Below are 18,473 nucleotides of genomic sequence, written 5' to 3'. Positions count from 1 at the left end.
CCGCTATTGTCGCATCGACCGCCGGGCCGGGTGGCGCCGGGGGTCGGGCAGCCCCTGCAATGGCATCAAAGGCTGTTGGAACTGAAGGTATCGCACGCCTTGACGCTGCCCGTCGTGTAACCGTTGTTGAACCACCTTTGCCGCTGCGCGCTGCTGCCGTGGGTGAAGCTCTCCGGCACGACAGAGCGGCCCGATGCGCTTTGCAGCGCGTCGTCGCCGATCTTCGCGGCGGCATTCATGGCCGACTCGATGTCGCCCGGGTCGAGCCAGCGCTTGCCCTGGTCCGAGTGGTGGGCCCACACGCCTGCAAAACAGTCGGCCTGCAATTCGACGCGCACGCTCATTGCATTGTTTTGCGCCTGGCTCTGGCGTGAGCGCAGCGAATCGACCTTCCGGGTGATACCCAGCTCGTCCTGCACGTGATGCCCCACTTCATGCGCAATGACGTAGGCCTGCGCAAATTCGCCGGGAGCGCCGAGCTTCTTCTGAAGCACGTCGTAGAAGCTCAGGTCGATGTACACCTTCTGGTCGCCAGGGCAATAAAACGGCCCCATCGCCGCCTGGCCGGCACCGCAGCCCGTACCAATGCTGCCGCGAAACAGGACGAGCTTCGGCGCGTGATAGGTCGCTCCGCCCGCCGTGAACAACTTTGCCCAGACATCTTCGGTATCGGCCAGCACGGTAGAGACGAACTTCGCCTGCCTGTCGCCCGCAGGCGGCGCATGCGCCGGAGCTTGCTGCTGTGAAGGCGCAGGACCGCCACCGCCGCTGATCACACCGAGGATAGTGAGCGGGTTGATGCCGAAGATAGCGCCACCGATCAGGGCGATCACGATGGTGCCAATGCCGATGCTGCGGCCACCCAGGCCGAAGCCACCGCCGCCGCCACCGCCGTCACGCGCGTCTTCGACGTTGCTCGATTCCCGATTGCCTTCCCAACGCATAGTGTGTCTCCCGGCCGCGAAGCCTCAACGGTAAAGTCAAACGATGGTATCCGTATTGGATGTAGGCGTGCGCCGCATCGCGCGTGCGCTGGTAACCGGATTCGCGCCGGGAATCACTTCAGGATCGTGTATTCCCCACCCTTGTCGATAGCGCGCTTGTAGGCTGGCCGCGCGTGAATGCGCTCTAGAAAGGCCATCAGCTTCGGCCGCTTCGCGTCGAGCCCGCCCCTGGCCTGCGCTGCTTCCAGCGGAAAGCTCATCTGCACATCGGCCGCAGAAAACTCCTTGCCCGCGAACCATTCGCTCTTGCCCAGCTCGCCCTCCATGAAGCTCAAGTGCCGCTCGATGTTCGGCATCACGAACGAGCTGCGCGCGCGTTCGGCGATCGCCTTGACGATCGGCTTCACGAAAAACGGCACCTTGGTCGTCTCCAGCTTGTCGAACACGAGCTTCATCAACAGGGGCGGCATGAGCGAGCCTTCCGCGTAGTGCATCCAGTACCGATAGCGAAGGCGCTCGGGCGAGCCGGCTGGCGGCTCGAAGCGGCCCTCGCCGTAGGTCTCGACGAGGTATTCGATGATCGCGCCCGACTCTGCAATCACCATGCCGCGGTCCGTGATCACAGGCGACTTGCCCAGCGGGTGCACCTTCATGAGTTCGGGCGGCGCGAGCATCGTCTTGGCATCGCGCTCGTAGCGCTTGACTTCATAGGGCACGCCCAGCTCTTCGAGCATCCACAGCACGCGCTGTGACCGGGAATTGTTGAGGTGATGGACGACGATCATGGGTAGGGCCTGTTAACACAATTCATGGCTGCGCGAACGCGGCCACAGCCGCGCCAATCAAGGCGCGGGACGACGGCAAGGCTGGTGCCTTGCCTGGGAGCGCAACGCGGAGTGGCGCGGCTGTGGCCACGTTCCCTCCGGGTTGCCACCAAAAAGGTCCATCCGCGTTGTTGCGAAACACGAACGGGGTTGACCCCTGTCCGTGTTTCGCGCCTAGCGGCTGAACCCTTTTGGTGGCAACGCGCAGTCATGAATTGTGTTAACAGGCCCTAGCCTTTTGCGGTTTTCTGTCAGGACACACTGTCGCACGTGCGGGGTTATCGCCGTGTTAGCGCACGCTTTCAAACTGCCCCACCTAAAATCAGGGCGTGTCTATTCTGAACGCTGATCTGCATTGCCACTCGGTGGTGTCCGACGGCACATTGACGCCCGAAGCACTCGCAGCGCGCGCTGCGGCCAATGGCGTCGAGCTGTGGTCCCTGACTGATCACGACGAAATCGGCGGCCAGGAACGTGCCGCCGCCGCCGCGCGCTCGCACGGCATGAAGTACCTCACCGGCACTGAAATCTCCGTCACATTCGCTGACCACACGGTCCACATCGTCGGCCTTGGTTTCGACCCGCGCAACGACGACCTGGTGCAGGGCCTCTCACGCATGCGCGGCGGCCGCGACCAGCGCGCGCGCCTGATGTCAGACGGCCTGGCCCGTGCGGGCATTCACGGCGCCTACGAAGGCGCCCTGAAATACGTAGGCAACCCCGACCTCATCTCCCGCACGCACTTCGCGCGCTTCCTGGTGGAAAGCGGCGTTTGCTCTGACACCAATGAAGTTTTTCGCCGCTTCCTCACTGAAGGCAAGCCGGGCTTCGTGACGCATCGCTGGGCGCCCCTGCGCGACGCGGTGCAGTGGATCACGCGGGCCGGCGGCATGGCGGTGATCGCGCATCCGGCCCGCTATGGATTCACGCCCAACGAAGAATATGCACTGTTCCTCGAATTCAAGGCGCATGGCGGGCGCGGTGTCGAAGTCGTCACGGGCAGCCACACCACTGCTGAATACGTGACGTACGGCGAGACAGCGCGTGAGTTCGGGCTCGCATCGTCCAGGGGCAGCGACTTCCACAGCCCCGAAGAAAGCCGCACCGACCTCGGCGGCCTTGCCTTCCTGCCCGGCGAGCTCACGCCAGTGTGGGAAGTGCTGGCCGACCGCATCCAGTGACAAGGCGTCCGCATGTGCTGGCGGGCGTCGCGCTCGCCGTGGCGGCGGTGGCGTGCTTCTCGGCACTCGACACCACCACCAAGTTCGTCAGCGCTTCCGTACCGTTGTTGATGGCGCTGTGGTTTCGCTATGCGTTCCAGGCGATTGCCACCACCATCGTGGTGCTGCCGTGGCGCGGCACCCGCGTGCTGCGCACGCTGCATCCGAAGTTCCAGGTCCTGCGCGGCGTGCTGCTCCTCACGTCGAGCCTGTTCGCATTCGCGAGCCTGCGCTACATCCCCGTCGGTGAATTTACCGCCATCGTGATGATTGCGCCGCTGGCCATCACGCTGCTTGCTGCCACCGTGCTGAAAGAGCACGTCTCAGCCATGCGGTGGACACTGGTGGTGGGCGGCTTCGCGGGCACGCTCATCATCATCCGGCCCGGCGGCGAGACGTTCCACTGGGCGAGCCTGCTGCCGCTCGGCCTGGTGGGCACGAACGCGTGGTTCCAGGTGCTCACGAGCCGCCTTGCACGCACCGAAGACCCCGTGACCATGCACCTGTGGACGGGCTGGGTCGGCACGATCCTCTCGTCGCTTGCCCTGCCCTTCGTCTGGACACAGCTGCACGACTACAGCCTGTGGGCGCTGCTGTGCTTCATGGGTTTGACAGCCACGGTGGGCCACTTCTTTCTGATCCTCGCTTACCAGCGAGCACCTGCGGCCACACTCACGCCCTACCTCTACGCGCAGATCGGCTTTGCGATGCTCGGCGGCTGGCTCGTGTTCGCGCACGTGCCGGACAATTGGTCGATGATCGGCATGGTGACGATTGCGGTGTGCGGCGCGGCTGGCGCGTGGCTGACCGTTCGCGAGAGCCGCGTACACATGGAACCCGTGGAACCCTGAGAACGCATGGCACAGTATTTCGACGTCCACCCGGACAACCCGCAGGCACGCCTGCTCAAGCAAGCCGTTGGCCTGCTTGAAAAAGGCGGCGTGCTGGCCGTGCCCACCGACTCCAGCTACGCCATTGCCTGCCACCTGGACGACAAAGCGGCCGCTGACAGGCTGCGCCAAATCCGCGGCGTTGACGACAAGCACCTTCTCACGCTGCTGTGCCGAGACCTGAGTGAGCTGGCGAACTATGCGCGCGTCGACAACCGCCAGTACCGCCTGCTCAAGCTCGCAACGCCCGGCCCTTACACCTTCATCCTTGAAGCCACGAAGGAAGTGCCGCGCCGCGTGAGCCATCCCCAGCGCAAGACCATCGGGCTGCGCGTGCCCGAGCACACGGTGCTGCAGGAGCTGCTCGCCCTGCACGGTGCGCCGCTGCTCGCATCAACGCTCTTCGCGCCGCACGAGAGCGAGCCGCTGAACGACGGCGAAGAAATCCGGCAGCGCTTTGAACGCCAGCTGGCCGGGGTCATTGGTGCGGGCGCCTGCCCTTCAGAGCCCACCACGGTGATTGACCTGGTGCCGATGGCAACAGGCGGCGATGCAGTGGTGGTGCGGCAAGGGCGCGGCAGCGTGGCAGCGCTGGGGCTTTAAGGCGCGGACTCCACATAAGCCGCATGGGCGCGCGGGTTGCGATGCTCTCGCAGGCCGAGCGCTGCATAGGCCGCATCGAACTTCAGGCCCAGCGCGTTGCGCGGGAAGCTGGCATCGGTACGGCTGCCCAGCGGGATGTTGAGCGTGATCACCGCCCATTCCAGCCGCCGCAGTGTGGCCTCGTCGAGCGTGCCAAGGTCCAGCTCGTCGACCAGGTCGTGCAGCGGCACATTCGTTTGCGACCGCGCGCGCTCCACCAGCTCGTCGATGAGCTGGGCGGGCAAGCCGCGCTCATGGGGTGCAGGCAGCCTGAAAGACGGAAAGTGCGGTTCCTCGCCCGGCACCCGGTCATACGGCTCACCGTGGTCTTTGTAAGCCTTCATCAGCCGTTCAGCGCCCGACTCAGACGCCTCCTTGCGTACGCCCCGGTACATGTCGAGCCGCTCCGCCGCCGTGATGACGTGCTGGGCCGCCTGAAGCGGAGTCGACACTTCACCGTCTGCGTCGAAAGCAACGCCTCTCGTGAACGACGCGATGGCGTAGAGAAAGCCGTGGCCGGCCGTCTCAAGCCGCTCACGCGCCCGGTCAACGCGGTCGCGGTGGCCATGGCTGGCGCGTGGAAGATTGGCAAACGCCTCACGCAACGCCAGGCGCTGCACACACAGCTCCAGCCGCCCTGCGGCGGTCAGCGGCGGCGGTGGTGGCGGCTCGTCTGCTTCGACCGCCTGCGCGCCCGTGCGCGGCCCAACCGCTTGCTGGTGAGTCAGCCGATGGCCCAATCCCGGTTCATGCTCCGCAGCCCGGCCTTGCGGCGTATGCAACCTGGGGCGGCGCGCACCTTCAACAAGGGCAACCGACCTTTGGAGCTGGCTCGGCGCTTCGCCTTGTTGATTCAACAGCGGGTCACTGCTTGTGCGCGGAACGAACTGCACTGGCAACTTGCCGCTGGAGCGGGACTGCGGACTGGGAGCACTCAACATTGGACATACCTTTCATCTGTTGGCTGTGAGTGACCAAGCAGGCGATGTAGTTCCAAGCGCGGCCCGGCCATTCACGGGCTGTGCCGGCGCTGTCTGCGCTGGTGTCTGCGATGGTGTGTGCGTCTGAGACAATTCACCGGGTGAATACCAACCTCCTGATCCAGACGATCCTGATCTACGCACTGCCGGTGCTGTTCGCGATCACGATCCACGAAGCAGCACACGGCTACGTAGCCCGCCACCTGGGCGACAACACGGCGTACATGCTCGGCCGCGTGTCGCTCAACCCGCTCAAGCACATCGACCCGATCGGCACCATTGCGATGCCGCTGCTGCTCCTGTTCTCTACAGCGGGGATTCCCGGCGGTCCTTACCTGCTCGGCTACGCCAAGCCGGTGCCCGTGGCGTTCGGCAAGCTGCGTCACCCCAAACGCGACATGGTGTGGGTTGCACTGGCCGGACCGGTGTCCAACTTCATCCAGGCGCTTGCGTGGGGCTTGTTGCTGGTGGCGCTTGTCGGCCTGCAAATCGAGGAATCGTTCTTCCTGCGCGTGGCACAGGCCGGCATCAAGGTCAACGTGATCCTGGCGGTGTTCAACCTGTTTCCGATTCCGCCGCTGGACGGCGGGCGCGTGCTCGTGGGCCTGCTGCCATGGAAGGCCGCGATGCAGTTCTCGCGCATCGAGCCGTACGGATTTTTCATCGTGCTGTTGCTGGCCGTTGCGCCACTTGCCAACGGTGCCCCCATCCTCAACCGCATCTGGATGTCGCCGCTGGTCGGCGCGTCCTTCTCGGTACTGAACTTCGTGCTCGAACCGCTGCTTGCACTTGTCCGCTGAAAACCTTGTCCGCTGAAATGAAACCAGTCCGTTACCTCACCGGCATCACCACCACCGGCACACCGCACCTGGGCAACTACGTCGGCGCGCTGCGGCCCGCCGTCGAAGCCAGCCGCCGCGCCGGCACCGAGAACTTCTACTTCCTGGCCGACTACCACGCGCTGATCAAGTGCGACGACCCGGCGCGCATGCAGCGCTCCACGCTCGAGATTGCCGCGTGCTGGCTCGCCATCGGCCTTGATCCCGAGCATGTGTTCTTCTATCGCCAGTCCGACATTCCCGAGATCCCCGAGCTCACCTGGCTGCTGACCTGCGTCACTGGCAAGGGGCTGCTCAATCGCGCGCACGCCTACAAGGCGTCGGTGGACAAGAACGCAGCAGCGGGCATCGATGCCGATGACGGCGTCACTGCAGGCCTGTTCATGTACCCGGTGCTCATGGCCGCCGACATCCTGATGTTCAAGGCGCACAAGATTCCCGTGGGCCGCGACCAGGCGCAACACATCGAGATGGCGCGCGACATCGCCTCCAGCTTCAACCATCTCTACGGCGAGCTGCTGGTGCTGCCCGAAGCCGCCATCGACGACAACGTCGCACTGCTGCCCGGCACCGATGGCCGCAAGATGAGCAAGAGCTACGACAACGCCATCCCGCTTTTCCAGCCGCGCGAGCAGCTGCGCAAGCAGATCGCCGGCATCGTGACGGATTCGCGCGCGCCCGGCGAGCCCAAGCAGGCCGAAGGCTCTGCCCTCTTCCAGATCTACGAAGCATTTGCATCGCCCGCCGAAACGCAGCAGCTGCTGCAGGCCTATGCCGACGGGATTTCATGGGCGGACGCCAAGCAGATGCTGTTCGAGCGCATCGAGCGCGAAGTTGCCCCCATGCGCGAGCGCTACGACGCGCTCATGACCAACCCGGCCGAGATTGAAAAGACGTTGCAGCGCGGCGCCGAGAAAGCGCGTGCATTGGCAACTCCGTATATCGGCGAGTTGCGCCATGCCGTGGGCCTGCGCAACCTCGCTGCGCAGGCCGCGCCTGTAAAGAAGGACAAGGCGGCCAAAGCCGCGCTGCCATCGTTCAAGCAGTACCGGGAGGCGGACGGCCTGCACTACTTCAAGCTTGTCGATGCGCAAGGCCGGCTGCTGGCGCAAAGCAGCGGGTTCGCATCACCGCAGGACGCAGGCCGCACGATCGCGCAGCTCAAACGCAACGAGTTGACGGGTGTGAGTTTGCAGCTGGCTGACGGCATCACCGACGCCGATGTCGCGAATGCCCTCTCAGCACTGGACGCGGCTGCGTGACTGATGGCATGCTAAAAGCGCACAGCGCGCAGAACCTGCGTATTCGAGGTTATCCTTAAGTCTATGCCCGTCGATTCGATCAAAACCCCCGCTCCCAAGCCGATGAACCTGTATGTCATTGACGACCATCCGCTCATGCGAGAAGCCGTGGTCATGCTGCTGCGCCGGCTGCGCCCCGGCTCGAATGTCATTGAACTCGACCGCCTTGGCGGCATCGAGTCTGCGGTACGCCAGCACGGCACGCCGGACCTGATCTGCCTCGACCTGAAACTGCCCGACACCACAGGCACCTCCGGCATCCATGAAATCAAGAAGCGCTATGGCGACGCACCGCTGGCCGTGCTCTCCGCCTCACCTGCGGCCGACGCGGAAGAAAGCTGCATCGACGCGGGCGCTGACATTTACATCGAGAAGTCGTCCGGCGCCCAGGAAATCGGCAGTGCGCTTCGTGCGCTGCTCAACGCCGATGGCGGCTTCGAGGAACTCAGCCCGAGCGACAACAAGCTGTCAAAGCGCCAGAAGCAGTTGATCGTCATGCTGGACCGCGGCTTGTCCAACCGCGATATCGCTGACGAACTCGGCATCAGCGAGCACACCGTGAAGGTCCACCTCTGGCGCCTGTTCCGCCGCCTGGGCGTCAAGAGCCGCACGCAGACGATTCACTACGCGCGCACTCACGGCATGTTGACCAGCTGAGCGACCGACGCGGCCGCCCTGTCGGCTGCGTCTTGCGGGTTAGTGGGCTTGAGCAACAGCCTGAACACCGTACCCTTGCCCACGCGTGAGGCCAGGCCCACAGGATGTCCAAGAATCGTCGCCAGCCGCGCGACGATATACAGGCCCAGTCCGAAACCGTCTTCGGTTCCTGCGTGGCCAGGCACCTTGTAGAACTCCCGGAAGATTTCGCGCTGGTGCACGGGTGCAATGCCCAGGCCGGTGTCCCACACCTCGATGCGGCAGCCGCGTGCGGACGATCGCGAGGCCAGCAGCACGCCGCCGTGCGGCGTGTACTTCACGGCGTTCGACACGAGGTTGCCCACGATCCGGCTGAGCAAAATCGGATCCGACATGACGGTGCCGGGGGTAGCGTGAACGCGAAATTGCAGTCCGCGCGCTTCAGCCAGCGGCCGGTACTGCAGTTCCAGGTCGTGCAGCAGCCGGGGCAAATCAACAGGCTCGATGTTGAGTTTGATCTTGCCGGAGTCCAGCCGCACCATGTCAAAGAGCGAGTCGAACAGCGCGTTGACTGCCTTTGTCGATTCAACAATCTTGGGCGCGAGCTGATGCACAAGCTCGGGCTCGGAACCCAGCCAGTCTGCGTAGAGCCCCAGCGCGTGCACGGGCTGCCTCAAGTCATGCGCGGCACTGGCGAGAAAGCGGTTCTTGATCTCGACCGCATCGAGCGCAGCCTGCGTCTGGCGGGTGAGCGAGTCGATCAGCTGGCTGTTGCGAAACTGCAGCTCGAAATTCTTGCGATGCGTGATGTGCAGGCGCAGCCCCGCCTGACGCAGCACCTGCCAGAAAATCCCGAGCAGCGCGATGATCCAGTAGTGATAGGCGGGCCCGCCGAATTGCAGCTCGACGCCGATGCGCCAGAGCATCACCGCGAGCGCCGTGCCTGCCAGCACATCGAGATAGCGCCTGACGGTGCGCAGGTGGCTCGACAGGCTGTTGATCGAGAACATCGCCAGGCCCGCCAGCACCAGCCAGCACACGAACTGGTCGTCCAGCGACGCGCGGTCGAAGTACAGCAGCGTGGACAATCCCCACACCATGGCGCTGGCCGGCCAGAGCAGCTGGTAGCGCTCGAAGAACGCAAGATGGGCGTCGGCCCCTGCAGCCATCACGTGCTGCACGTAGCGGCGAATCACCCAGAAGCGCGCGCCGACGATGGCAAGTGCGGCAAGGCTCCACAGCACCAGCGAGCCGAGCGGCGCGTCGTTCCACAGCACCGACAGAAAAACCGGGATCAGCACCAGGCTGGCGACCTGCGTGTTGCGCGCTGTTCGCATCAGGCTGCGAATGAGCTCGGACTCTACCCACCGTGATTCGGCAGGCGTGGCGATGGCGGGCGGTATCTCTGGCTTCACGGGGCAGGCGCCAGTTGCCAGACGGCCAGAGCGCGCGGGTTTGTGTTCAGGGCTTGATATATGCGAAATGCTCGCGCGACTGCAGCTGGCCAATGCGCACCACGCCGGAAGGAACAAACTCGGCATCAAGAATGAATTTGTCCTTGGAGATATTGCGGCTGCGCAGCGTGATCTCGCACACCTCGAACACAACGCCGCGCGCCTTGAGCGCGCTCACGAGCGAGGCGTAGTCGATGTCGGGGTTCTTTGCGTCTTTGGCGCCTTCCATCAGGAAGTCGATACCTTCCGCGTGCGTCACGACGACGATCTTCGTGGCAGGCGCCACGTCCAGGTGATTGCGGATGTTGCGCAGCCCCTTGGTCGCCTGGGTCGCTGCGCTGTCGATGTGATAGACGACCTTGTCCTGCGCAACGGCGAAGCCCGCGAGGCCGAATGCAAGTGCGAGAGCCACCCAGATGCGAATTGCCAGCTTCATCTTCTGTCTCCTGATGATCGGCGCTTAGATTACCACCAACTGATGTATTTCACGCCAAGGCAGAATCTCGTGTCATGACATCCCTCTCCTCCCCGCAAGCCATCACCCAATTCGTCCTGTGGGGCGGCCTTGTGCTCGGGCTCCTGTTTGGCGCCGTCGGCCAGTGGTCACGATTTTGTGTGCGCGGAGCCATCGCCGACTGGGTCGTGTTCCGCGGCACGTCGCGCTTCGTCTCGTGGATGCTGGCCATTGCGGTGGCGGCCATTGGCACACAGTTGCTGGTAAGCCTGAACCTGTTCGACGCCACACGCGCGCTCGCGTGGAGCAACCGGCTCACCTGGGTGTCATGCCTCGTGGGTGGAGCAATCTTCGGCTACGGCATGGTGCTGGCTGGTGGCTGCCCGCAGCGCAGCCTGGTCAAGACCGGTGCGGGCGACCTCAAGGCACTCATCACCTTGATCGTGACGGCGATCGCTGCGCTCATGACACTGCGCGGGCTCTTTGCTTCACCACGTGTAGACGCACTCGACGTGTGGAGCATCACGCTGGCATCGCCGCAAGACATGGGCTCGCTCGCTGCGCTCGCGGGCGCGCCTGCACCGGTGGTGAGGTGGTTGCTGGTGGCCGCGCTTGCTGCCTTTGCGCTCGCGCTGTGGTGGCGGCACCGTGCCACGCTCGACAAGAGTCACTGGGTTGGCGGCATCGCTGTCGGCCTGCTGGTGCCCGCAGCGTGGCTGATCACGGGTCACTGGGGCTTCCTGGCGGAGCACCCTGAAACGCTAGAGCCTGCCTGGCTGGGCACCCAATCGCGGCGGCCCGAAGGCCTGTCGTTCGTGGCGCCCATGGGGCAGGCGCTCGACCTGCTGACGCTGTGGTCCGACAAGAACACCAACGCCACCTTCGGCATCACTGCGGCGCTCGGCGTGCTGATCGGCAGCTTCGTCATGGCCAAACTGCGCGGCGACTTCCGGCTTGAGTCGTTCCAGAACGCGAAGATGCTCGTGTCGCACCTGGCAGGCGGCATGCTGATGGGCTTTGGCGGGGTCACCGCACTGGGCTGCACGATCGGCCAGGGGCTCACCGGGCTCGCGATGCTGTCGCTGGGATCGGTGCTGACTGTGGGCGGCATCGTTGCAGGCGCCGTCGCGGCCCTGCGCGTCGCGGCCCGTCATGTCGAGAGCGAAGCAGCAGCCTGAAAAACACGCGATAGACGCCGATCACCTCCGCGCACATCAGTGTGCGACTTAGGTATGAAGCTGGCCAGAACTCCGGTCTGTAGCATCAAGCCGCGTTTAAGCACCTCAGCACGGGTGCGAGCAGGCTGCGCGCATTTGACGATGGCTCGGATGGCGCCCCAGGGAGATGAAAACAATGAGTGGCATTCGGCAATTTGTAGAGATCCGCGAAGATGGCAGGCTCAAACCCGAAACAATGACGGTTGATGAATTCGTCGCGCAGGGCGTATCTCCCAAAAGGGTGGTCCAGGCACGATGGGAGTTTGACGGCCGCACGGTGCTGATCGCCAACAGGTTCGGGATGCACGCACAGGTCTTGCCGGAGCGCGACGGTGTTGTCGCGCTCTATGACCATGGCAACAACCCGCCGACGTGCGAGCTCAGGGTGGTCAACGGCGACGGCTCGCTGCGAATGGTGATCAACAATCGCGTACACATCAACGGAAGTGACTGCCCAGGCATATTCAGCTGGTTCTCGCCACCGCTGCTGAGTGCACCCGGCGCGTTCGGCGCAATTTTCAGTGCAGACAGCGGCTCGATGTGGCACCTCGACATCGACGCGAACGATGGCCGCGTGCTGGCCGCGCGCCAATCAAAGTAGTTCAGCGAGCACTTGCGCCAGCTGTGGCGCGCAGAAGTCAGCGCTTCTCTTTCAAAGTCACCGCCCCGCTCCCGTTTGAGTTTCTGATCGGCGCCGTGCTCACGCCGATGGAGCCCAACGCCGCAATCTCGCGCGGGGAAGGGCAGAAGAACATGCGAGCCCGTGCGGCCGCCCTGGGCGCCGGACTCGAGTGGCAGACGGGAGCAGGCGGCACAGTCCCGCGGCTGCGGACTCCGGATCGCAGCGGCGCCTAGAAGTGAAGCGACTGCGTCCCCACTACACTGGCCCGTCTGTTCCAGTCCAGTGAGGGTTTCATGAGGCTTTCCGTCCACGGCGTCGTTGCCGCGCTGGTGTTCGCGTCTGCCGGCCTCGTTGCTTGCGGCCACGCAAATGCGGCCGCTGACGCAGACGCACCCGCGCTCGCTGGAATTCATCGCGTTGCGGAATTCAAGAATCTGTTCGAATTCGACCAGGCGCGCGGCAGCGCACCCCATTCGGCTCCCGTGCGCGTCTCGCGCCGCGATAGCGAGGTCTACTGGGGCGTCACTCGCGATGGCGGTGCTTACGGCACCGGTGCGCTGTACCAGCTGTCGCTCGCGGGCCAGATGACGCTGGTGCACTCCTTCATCCAGGACGGGCAAGACGGCTTCTGGCCAGAGGCAAGTCTCACGCGCGCCTCGGACGGCAGCCTGTGGGGCACCACAGTCGGCGGAGGGCGTCACTACGGCGGCACGATCTTTCGCATTTCGCGTGCGGGGGTTTACAGCGTAGTGCACAGCTTCGGCGATGCAACCAATGACGGACGCTACGGCTCTAGCGCGCTCGTCGAGGCGCCTGACGGCAGCATGTTTGGCACCACAGCATTTGGCGGCCAGTACGGGCAAGGCACGATCTACCGCATCACGCCGGACGGCACGTACAGCGTGGCCTACGCACTCAAAGGACTTGACGGCACTGCTCCTCAATTCGGCCTGGTGCGCGCGCGCGATGGCAACTTCTACGGCGGCACGAACGTTGGCGGCGAACATGGCAACGGCACGCTCTTTCGATTCGAGCGGTCGGGCCGGTTCACCCGCCTGGTCTCGTTGCAGGGCCCCACGACTGGCGTTTACCCCTCGCGCCTTGTTGAGGGCCCCGATGGTTTGCTCTATGGGGCCATGGCCAGCTCCGGACCGGCCTATGGCGGCGCCTTGTTCCGCATGACGCTGAACGGCGACATCACCCTGATGCATCTCTTCGCGCCGACGACACTGGAAAGCCACTGGCCAACCGGCCTGATCTTCGCGAGTGACGGCAACTTTTACGGCACCAATGCCGGCTACAACGTCAATGCGGGTGCGCTGTTCAAAATGTCGATCACCGGACACGTCACGATCCTGCACAGCTTTTCGCCTGCCAGCCCGTACTTCCCCATGGACGGTGGCACACCCGTGTCACCACCTGTCGAGGTTCACCGCGGCTTGCTCGTCGGCACGACAAGTGTCGGCGGGAGTTCGCCGGGTCACGGCGCGGTGTACAGCTACACCCTGGCGCCGCACCACTGGCCGCGCTGAAGCCACGGGACGCATCGCCCATGACTGCGCACATCGACTCGCCCTCCAGCCTCGCTGGCGCACCACCCACACAAGCTGTCGTGCGCCACACCGCCATCTTCCTGCCGCTGTTCGCGCCTTTCGGCATCAGCAGCGGGTATGTGAGCGTGACACTGGCGTTCCTGCTGGGCCGCGCGGGTTTGAGCACACTGGAGATCACCACCATCATCGCGGCGACGATCTGGGTGCAGACGTGGAAGATCCTCTGGGCGCCCATCGTCGATACGGTCGGCAATCCAAAGCTCTGGTACGGCCTGGGCGCCGTGGGTGTCGGCGGGACGATTCTGGCGATGAGCGTGCTGCCGGCCACCGCGCAGCAAGTGCCACTGATCACTGTGCTTGCCGTCATTTCATCTGCCGCATCCACGCTGGTGAGCATGTCGTCCGAAATTTTTCTGGCGCAGTGCGTGCCCGCGCCAACGCAGGGCCGCGCGAGCGGCTGGTCGCAGGCAGGCAACCTCGGCGGCGCGGGCCTCGGCGGTGGCCTCGGCCTGCTGCTGGCCGAGCACGTGTCGCAGGCCTGGGTTTCGGGTGGCGTACTCGCCATCATCTGCGTTGCGTGCTGGGGCTGCCTTTACTTTGTGCCCGCCGCAATGCGAACACACTCTGCGCCGTCGTACTTCGACGAACTCAAAGGCGTTGCGACCGACGTGTGGGAAGTCGCGCGCTCGCGCGTGGGCTACCTCGCGCTGATCCTGATGGTGCTGCCTATCGCATCCGGTGCCGCGCCATGGTCCGCAATCGCCGGTGAGTGGAATGCCGGTGCCGACCTCGTCGCGTGGGTCAATGGCGTTGCAGGCGGGCTCGCTGCAGCGGCAGGTGCGATGGTGGGCGGCTACCTGTGCGACCGCATGAGTCCCGGCCGCGCGTATTGCGTGTTTGGCATGGGAGCTGGGGCTGTGGCAGTAGTCATGGCGTGGTCCGCACGCACGCCCACATCGTTTGTCGTTTTCACCATGGCTTATTCGGCAGTGGTCGGGTGCGGCTACGCGGCGTATTCGGCCATCGTGCTGCAAGCCATCGGGCAGCGATCAGCGGCGACCAACTTCAATCTGATGTCGGCGCTGGCGAATGTGCCGATTGCGGTGATGACAAGCTTTGACGGATGGGTGCATGACCGCTTCGGCACCAACGCCATGCTGTACGGCGAGCTTGCGCTGCCCGCGGCCACGATTGCCGCGTTCGTGGTGTTTACGTGGCTGACTCGGCCACGCGAGCCTGCTGGTACTGTCCGCACGTGAAGTTGGCGATGGGTGCGGCGCCCGTCACCCCAACACTCGCCCGAACAGCTCGCGCCAAATAAGCGCGTGCACACGCGCAGGAGTTGCTCGCGGGTGATGGGCGGCGCGTCACTCATGGGTTGGCTCGCCTCAAGCTCAGGCGGCAGGCGGAATCTGGAACCCCGGCGTGGACTTCGACAGCGCCTCTTCCTGCGGGGTCATCTCGGTGGCGACGCCATCGAACAGCGGTGTCGACAAGTAGCGCTCGCCAGTGTCGGGCAGCATGCAGCACAGCACCGAGCCTTCAGGTGCTTTCTGCGCCACCTGGATCGCCACCGCGAGCGTCGCACCGCCCGAGATGCCGGTGAAGATCCCCTCCTCAGCAGCCAGCCGCTTGGACCAGGCGATTGCGTCAGGACCCGCCACCGGGATCAGCTCGTCGTAGTACTGCTTGTCGACTGCTTCCTGCAGCACGTAGGGAATGAAGTCCGGCGTCCAGCCCTGGATCGGGTGCGGGGTGAAGGCCGGATGGCTGCTGGCGGGCGCATTGCCCTCACCGCGCTGCTGCGCAACACCACTGGCCAGCAGCGGCGCCATCGCCGGTTCGCTCAGCACAATGCGCGTTTGCGGGCGCTCCCTGCGCAGCACGCGGGCCACGCCCGTCACCGTGCCGCCAGTGCCGTAACCGCTGACCCAATAGTCGAGGCGCTCGTCCTTGAAATCTGCCAACAGTTCGCGCGCGGTGGTGTTCTCGTGAATCTTGGCGTTGTCCTGCGTCTCGAACTGGCGCGCATAAAACCACCCGTTGGCCTGCGCCAGCTCCTGCGCCTTCTGGTACATGCCCAGGGCTTTGGACGCGCGAGGCGTCAGCACGACCTTGGCGCCCAGAAATCGCATCAGCTTCCTGCGCTCAACAGAGAACGAGTCCGCCATGGTGATCACCAGCGGGTAGCCCTTGGCCGCGCAGACCATGGCCAGGCCGATGCCGGTATTGCCGCTGGTTGCCTCCACCACGGTCTGCCCCGGCTTCAAGTCGCCGCGGCGCTCGGCCTCTTCAATGATGCTGGCTGCCAGCCTGTCTTTGACGGAGCCTGCCGGGTTGAAGAATTCGGCTTTCACATACAGGCGCACATGCTTGGGCGCAATGTGATTCAGCCGGATGCAAGGGGTGTCGCCGACTGTGTCGACGACGCTGTCGTACAAGCGGCCGCGGCCTTGGGTCGATCGGGATTGCTGCATGGCCATGTAGAGCTCCTGCGTGGTTGCGGGCGCCTTGCGACGCGGAAACGTCCACAGGCTGCAGCCGCCGCACATGAGCCAAGACCGAGCCGCCGGACGATGAACCGCGATGGTAGCGGTTCATTGCTGCGAGCGCTTCACGGCCACGCATTGCATCTGGCGCCACTCACGCGCCATTTCGTCGCAGGGCTGGCGACACGGCATCGGCGCGCGGGAACACTTCGCCGGTGCGCTGCCTGTAGCGCTCGCCACAACCCGAAAGAACACCCGCCATGTCGACCCGCTCCCTCACCAGCTTCAGCGCCCTTCCATTGGTCATTGCAGCAGCCTGCCTTGGGGCACAGCCTGCAGCGAACGCCAGCGAGGCGGGCTATCGCCAGATGACCGTCACCGCCAGGGCCGCGGCCGACAAGCCGGCCCACTTCGCCCTTTACTACCCGGCGACCAGCGCGGCGCGCGTGATTCCCATGGGGCCGTTCCCGCAGACCGTGGCCATCAACGGCACACCGGAGCCGAAGTTCAAAGGCCTGGTCGTGATCAGTCATGGCACGGCCTCGACTGAACTGGGCTTTGCCACGCTGGCTACTGCGCTGGCGCGCAGTGGCTACCTGGTTGCCAGCGTGGAGCAAGTGGGTGACACTTGGCAGGACCAGTCGATGCGTGCCACGCTCGGGCGCTACTTTGCCGAGCGGCCGCGCCAGGTCTCGCGCGTGATCGACACACTGCTGGCCGACCCGCAGTGGCGCGCCGGCATTGCCAACAGTGCAGACGGGCGCCCGCTCATCGGCGCCGTAGGCCATTCAGCCGGCGGCTACACCGTGCTCGCGCTGGCAGGCGGCAAGCCGGTGATGTCGCAACTGCGCAAGCACTGCGAGACCGAAGCAAAGCTGGACCCGGTGCTGTGCGGCATGACGCACGAGATCGCCAGTGCATCAGCGCAGAACAGCGCTGCCGCTGACGGCCAGGAAGAGCCCGTGCAAGCCGACACACGCGTGCGCGCCGTGATGGCCCTCGCGCCGCTGGGCGCTGCATTCAGCGCGCGGTCGCTGGCAGCGATCAGCGTGCCCGTGGCCATCTACGCGGGTGAGAAAGACACGTTCCTCGTGCCGCGCTTTCACGCGCAATGGGTCATGCAGAACATGCCAGGCGCCACCACCACCTTCCAGCTCGTGCCCAATGCAGGCCACTACGCCTTCATGAACACGCCGACGATGGATTTGCCTTCACCGGACGGCAGTGTGGCCCGTGACCCGCAAGGCTTCGACCGCGCTGCTTTCCTGGACCGGCTGGCGCAAGAGTCTGTCGCGTTTTTCGACAAGACGCTGCGATAAGTTTGACGCGTTTGATAGGGGCTTCGCGTCAAGCCCCTATCAGCGCCTGCACATCCTGGCGGCCCTGCGGCGTCGTCATCAGGATCAGGGCCGAGCCCGGTTGCACCACATGGTCGTCACCCGGGTTGAAGACCCACTCGCCCTTCTCATGCGTTGCCATCAGCATGTAGCGGCGAGACCTGGGCAGCAATGCGCCGAGTGATCGGGCCGGCAGGTGGGCCGGCACGGTGACCTCCTCGACGCGCAGGCCTTCATCGGCACGCAGCATCTGGTCCATGAAGTTCACCACGTGTGGCCGCACCATGGCAGAGGCAATGCGCATGCCGCCGGTGAAGTCCGGTGAGACGATCTCATCAGCCCCGGCCTTGCGTGCCTTGTCTGAATTGCGGATGTCGTGCAGCCGTGCGACCACGCGCGTCGCCGGGTTGAGCAGCTTGACCGACAGCGCAATCATCAGGTTGTGGCTGTCGTCGCCTGTCACGGCGAACACGCCGGCAGCACGCATGACGCCTGCACGCAAAAGCGCGTCGTCGCTCGCGCCGTCGTCATGCAGGTAGAGCGTGTCAGGCGAGCGCTCGAGCCACTGCTCGATCGTGCCCACATCACGTTCGATCACCACGAATTCGCGCTGCGTCTTGAGCAGCTCAGCAGCAACGTTGCTGCCCACGCGCCCCACGCCGCAGATGATGTAGTGACCTTTCATGTCGGATATCTGGCGTTGCATGTGGCGTTTCCTCAAAACAGAATTCAGGTCGGATTCGAGCAGCAGGGCCACGAACGTGGAGAACAGGTAGCTCCAGGTGCCAATGCCGACGATCGCAATGGCGACCGTGAAGAGCCGGCCGAATGGATGAGCACTGAGATCAACCGTCTCGCCGTAGCCGATGGTGGCCACGGTGATGAACGTCATGTAGAAACTGTCGATCCACGTCGCGACTGGCCGGCCGATGAAGTGATAGCCCACCGTGCCCACCAGGTGGACCAGCGCCATGAGCAGGCCGCCCGTGACGAGGCCGCGGATGTGGCGGCTGCGGGCGATCTTCTTCAAGGGCGTTATCTCGAGCATGGGGGGGCAGGCTGACATTAGAC

Annotated in this window: 18 protein-coding genes; 11 read left to right on the top strand and 7 right to left on the bottom strand. The window is 64.6% G+C overall.

Annotation, left to right across the window (positions count from 1 at the left end; translation table 11 throughout):
- Positions 1 to 65: 65 nt before the first annotated feature.
- Together ypfJ and GHT07_RS03450 are read right to left on the bottom strand one after the other, a co-directional pair.
- Positions 66 to 944 carry a KPN_02809 family neutral zinc metallopeptidase gene (gene ypfJ / locus GHT07_RS03455; protein ID WP_153583649.1) on the bottom strand — a complete coding sequence of 293 codons (879 nt, stop codon included), beginning with the start codon at positions 942 to 944 and terminating at the stop codon, positions 66 to 68.
- Positions 945 to 1,057: 113 nt separating this feature from the next.
- The gene (locus tag GHT07_RS03450; RefSeq protein WP_153583648.1) at positions 1,058 to 1,729 is read right to left on the bottom strand and encodes a glutathione S-transferase family protein; all 672 of its coding nucleotides are present in this window, start codon (positions 1,727 to 1,729) and stop codon (positions 1,058 to 1,060) included.
- 368 nt (positions 1,730 to 2,097) lie between these two features.
- Here GHT07_RS03450 and GHT07_RS03445 point away from each other — a divergent pair, with 368 nt between their 5' ends.
- From GHT07_RS03445 to GHT07_RS03435, 3 genes are read left to right on the top strand one after another with little or no spacing between them, the layout of a single operon-like run.
- Complete coding sequence (locus GHT07_RS03445) at positions 2,098 to 2,949, top strand: 3',5'-nucleoside bisphosphate phosphatase (protein WP_323740773.1); 852 nt, start codon at positions 2,098 to 2,100, stop codon at positions 2,947 to 2,949.
- A gap of 14 nt (positions 2,950 to 2,963) precedes the next feature.
- Positions 2,964 to 3,839 carry a DMT family transporter gene (locus GHT07_RS03440; RefSeq protein WP_323740772.1) on the top strand — a complete coding sequence of 292 codons (876 nt, stop codon included), beginning with the start codon at positions 2,964 to 2,966 and terminating at the stop codon, positions 3,837 to 3,839.
- A 6-nt stretch (positions 3,840 to 3,845) separates the two neighbouring features.
- Positions 3,846 to 4,481 carry an L-threonylcarbamoyladenylate synthase gene (locus GHT07_RS03435; RefSeq protein WP_153583647.1) on the top strand — a complete coding sequence of 212 codons (636 nt, stop codon included), beginning with the start codon at positions 3,846 to 3,848 and terminating at the stop codon, positions 4,479 to 4,481.
- On the opposite strand, the gene GHT07_RS03430 is transcribed toward GHT07_RS03435, so the two are convergent.
- Complete coding sequence (locus GHT07_RS03430) at positions 4,478 to 5,260, bottom strand: hypothetical protein (protein ID WP_153583646.1); 783 nt, start codon at positions 5,258 to 5,260, stop codon at positions 4,478 to 4,480. The two genes, GHT07_RS03435 and GHT07_RS03430, sit on opposite strands and share 4 nt — an antisense overlap.
- 341 nt (positions 5,261 to 5,601) lie before the next feature.
- Here GHT07_RS03430 and GHT07_RS03425 point away from each other — a divergent pair, with 341 nt between their 5' ends.
- The 3 genes from GHT07_RS03425 (at position 5,602) to GHT07_RS03415 (ending at position 8,297) form a co-directional block, all read left to right on the top strand.
- Positions 5,602 to 6,300: a site-2 protease family protein gene (locus GHT07_RS03425; RefSeq protein ID WP_323740771.1), complete on the top strand. Its 699-nt coding sequence runs from the start codon at positions 5,602 to 5,604 to the stop codon at positions 6,298 to 6,300.
- Between the two features lie 17 nt (positions 6,301 to 6,317).
- A complete protein-coding gene (locus GHT07_RS03420) occupies positions 6,318 to 7,601 on the top strand; it encodes a tryptophan--tRNA ligase (RefSeq protein WP_153583645.1) in 1,284 nt (427 codons plus the stop codon).
- A 102-nt stretch (positions 7,602 to 7,703) separates the two neighbouring features.
- Positions 7,704 to 8,297 carry a response regulator transcription factor gene (locus tag GHT07_RS03415; RefSeq protein ID WP_153583705.1) on the top strand — a complete coding sequence of 198 codons (594 nt, stop codon included), beginning with the start codon at positions 7,704 to 7,706 and terminating at the stop codon, positions 8,295 to 8,297.
- On the opposite strand, the gene GHT07_RS21385 is transcribed toward GHT07_RS03415, so the two are convergent.
- Together GHT07_RS21385 and GHT07_RS03405 are read right to left on the bottom strand one after the other, a co-directional pair.
- The gene (locus GHT07_RS21385) at positions 8,276 to 9,691 is read right to left on the bottom strand and encodes a sensor histidine kinase (protein ID WP_323740770.1); all 1,416 of its coding nucleotides are present in this window, start codon (positions 9,689 to 9,691) and stop codon (positions 8,276 to 8,278) included. The genes GHT07_RS03415 and GHT07_RS21385 overlap by 22 nt on opposite strands.
- 46 nt (positions 9,692 to 9,737) lie before the next feature.
- A complete protein-coding gene (locus GHT07_RS03405; RefSeq protein WP_153583643.1) occupies positions 9,738 to 10,166 on the bottom strand; it encodes a DsrE family protein in 429 nt (142 codons plus the stop codon).
- A gap of 74 nt (positions 10,167 to 10,240) precedes the next feature.
- Here GHT07_RS03405 and GHT07_RS03400 point away from each other — a divergent pair, with 74 nt between their 5' ends.
- The 4 genes from GHT07_RS03400 (at position 10,241) to GHT07_RS03385 (ending at position 14,835) form a co-directional block, all read left to right on the top strand.
- Complete coding sequence (locus GHT07_RS03400; RefSeq protein WP_153583642.1) at positions 10,241 to 11,362, top strand: YeeE/YedE family protein; 1,122 nt, start codon at positions 10,241 to 10,243, stop codon at positions 11,360 to 11,362.
- Between the two features lie 175 nt (positions 11,363 to 11,537).
- The gene (locus GHT07_RS03395; RefSeq protein ID WP_153583641.1) at positions 11,538 to 12,002 is read left to right on the top strand and encodes a hypothetical protein; all 465 of its coding nucleotides are present in this window, start codon (positions 11,538 to 11,540) and stop codon (positions 12,000 to 12,002) included.
- 314 nt (positions 12,003 to 12,316) lie between these two features.
- Positions 12,317 to 13,555 (top strand): choice-of-anchor tandem repeat GloVer-containing protein, encoded by a 1,239-nt coding sequence (locus tag GHT07_RS03390; protein WP_153583640.1) that lies wholly within the window; start codon positions 12,317 to 12,319, stop codon positions 13,553 to 13,555.
- Positions 13,556 to 13,575: 20 nt separating this feature from the next.
- Positions 13,576 to 14,835, top strand: coding sequence for an MFS transporter (locus tag GHT07_RS03385; RefSeq protein WP_153583639.1), 1,260 nt, complete (start codon positions 13,576 to 13,578; stop codon positions 14,833 to 14,835).
- A 135-nt stretch (positions 14,836 to 14,970) separates the two neighbouring features.
- Here GHT07_RS03385 and cysK read toward each other — a convergent pair whose 3' ends face one another.
- Positions 14,971 to 16,059 (bottom strand): cysteine synthase A, encoded by a 1,089-nt coding sequence (gene cysK, locus GHT07_RS03380; protein WP_153583638.1) that lies wholly within the window; start codon positions 16,057 to 16,059, stop codon positions 14,971 to 14,973.
- Positions 16,060 to 16,325: 266 nt separating this feature from the next.
- Here cysK and GHT07_RS03375 point away from each other — a divergent pair, with 266 nt between their 5' ends.
- Entirely contained in the window at positions 16,326 to 17,384 is a 1,059-nt protein-coding gene (locus GHT07_RS03375) for an alpha/beta hydrolase family protein (protein ID WP_153583637.1), read from the top strand.
- 28 nt (positions 17,385 to 17,412) lie between these two features.
- Here the strand turns inward: GHT07_RS03375 and GHT07_RS03370 are convergent, their stop codons facing one another.
- Positions 17,413 to 18,450 (bottom strand): potassium channel family protein, encoded by a 1,038-nt coding sequence (locus tag GHT07_RS03370; protein ID WP_153583636.1) that lies wholly within the window; start codon positions 18,448 to 18,450, stop codon positions 17,413 to 17,415.
- Positions 18,451 to 18,473 lie beyond the last annotated feature (23 nt).

The sequence above is a fragment of the Caenimonas koreensis DSM 17982 genome (assembly GCF_009646335.1).
GTDB classification, from domain to species: domain Bacteria; phylum Pseudomonadota; class Gammaproteobacteria; order Burkholderiales; family Burkholderiaceae_C; genus Ramlibacter; species Ramlibacter koreensis.
Note: the sequence above shows the minus strand (reverse complement) of the source record. Positions and strands in the feature narration are given on the sequence as shown.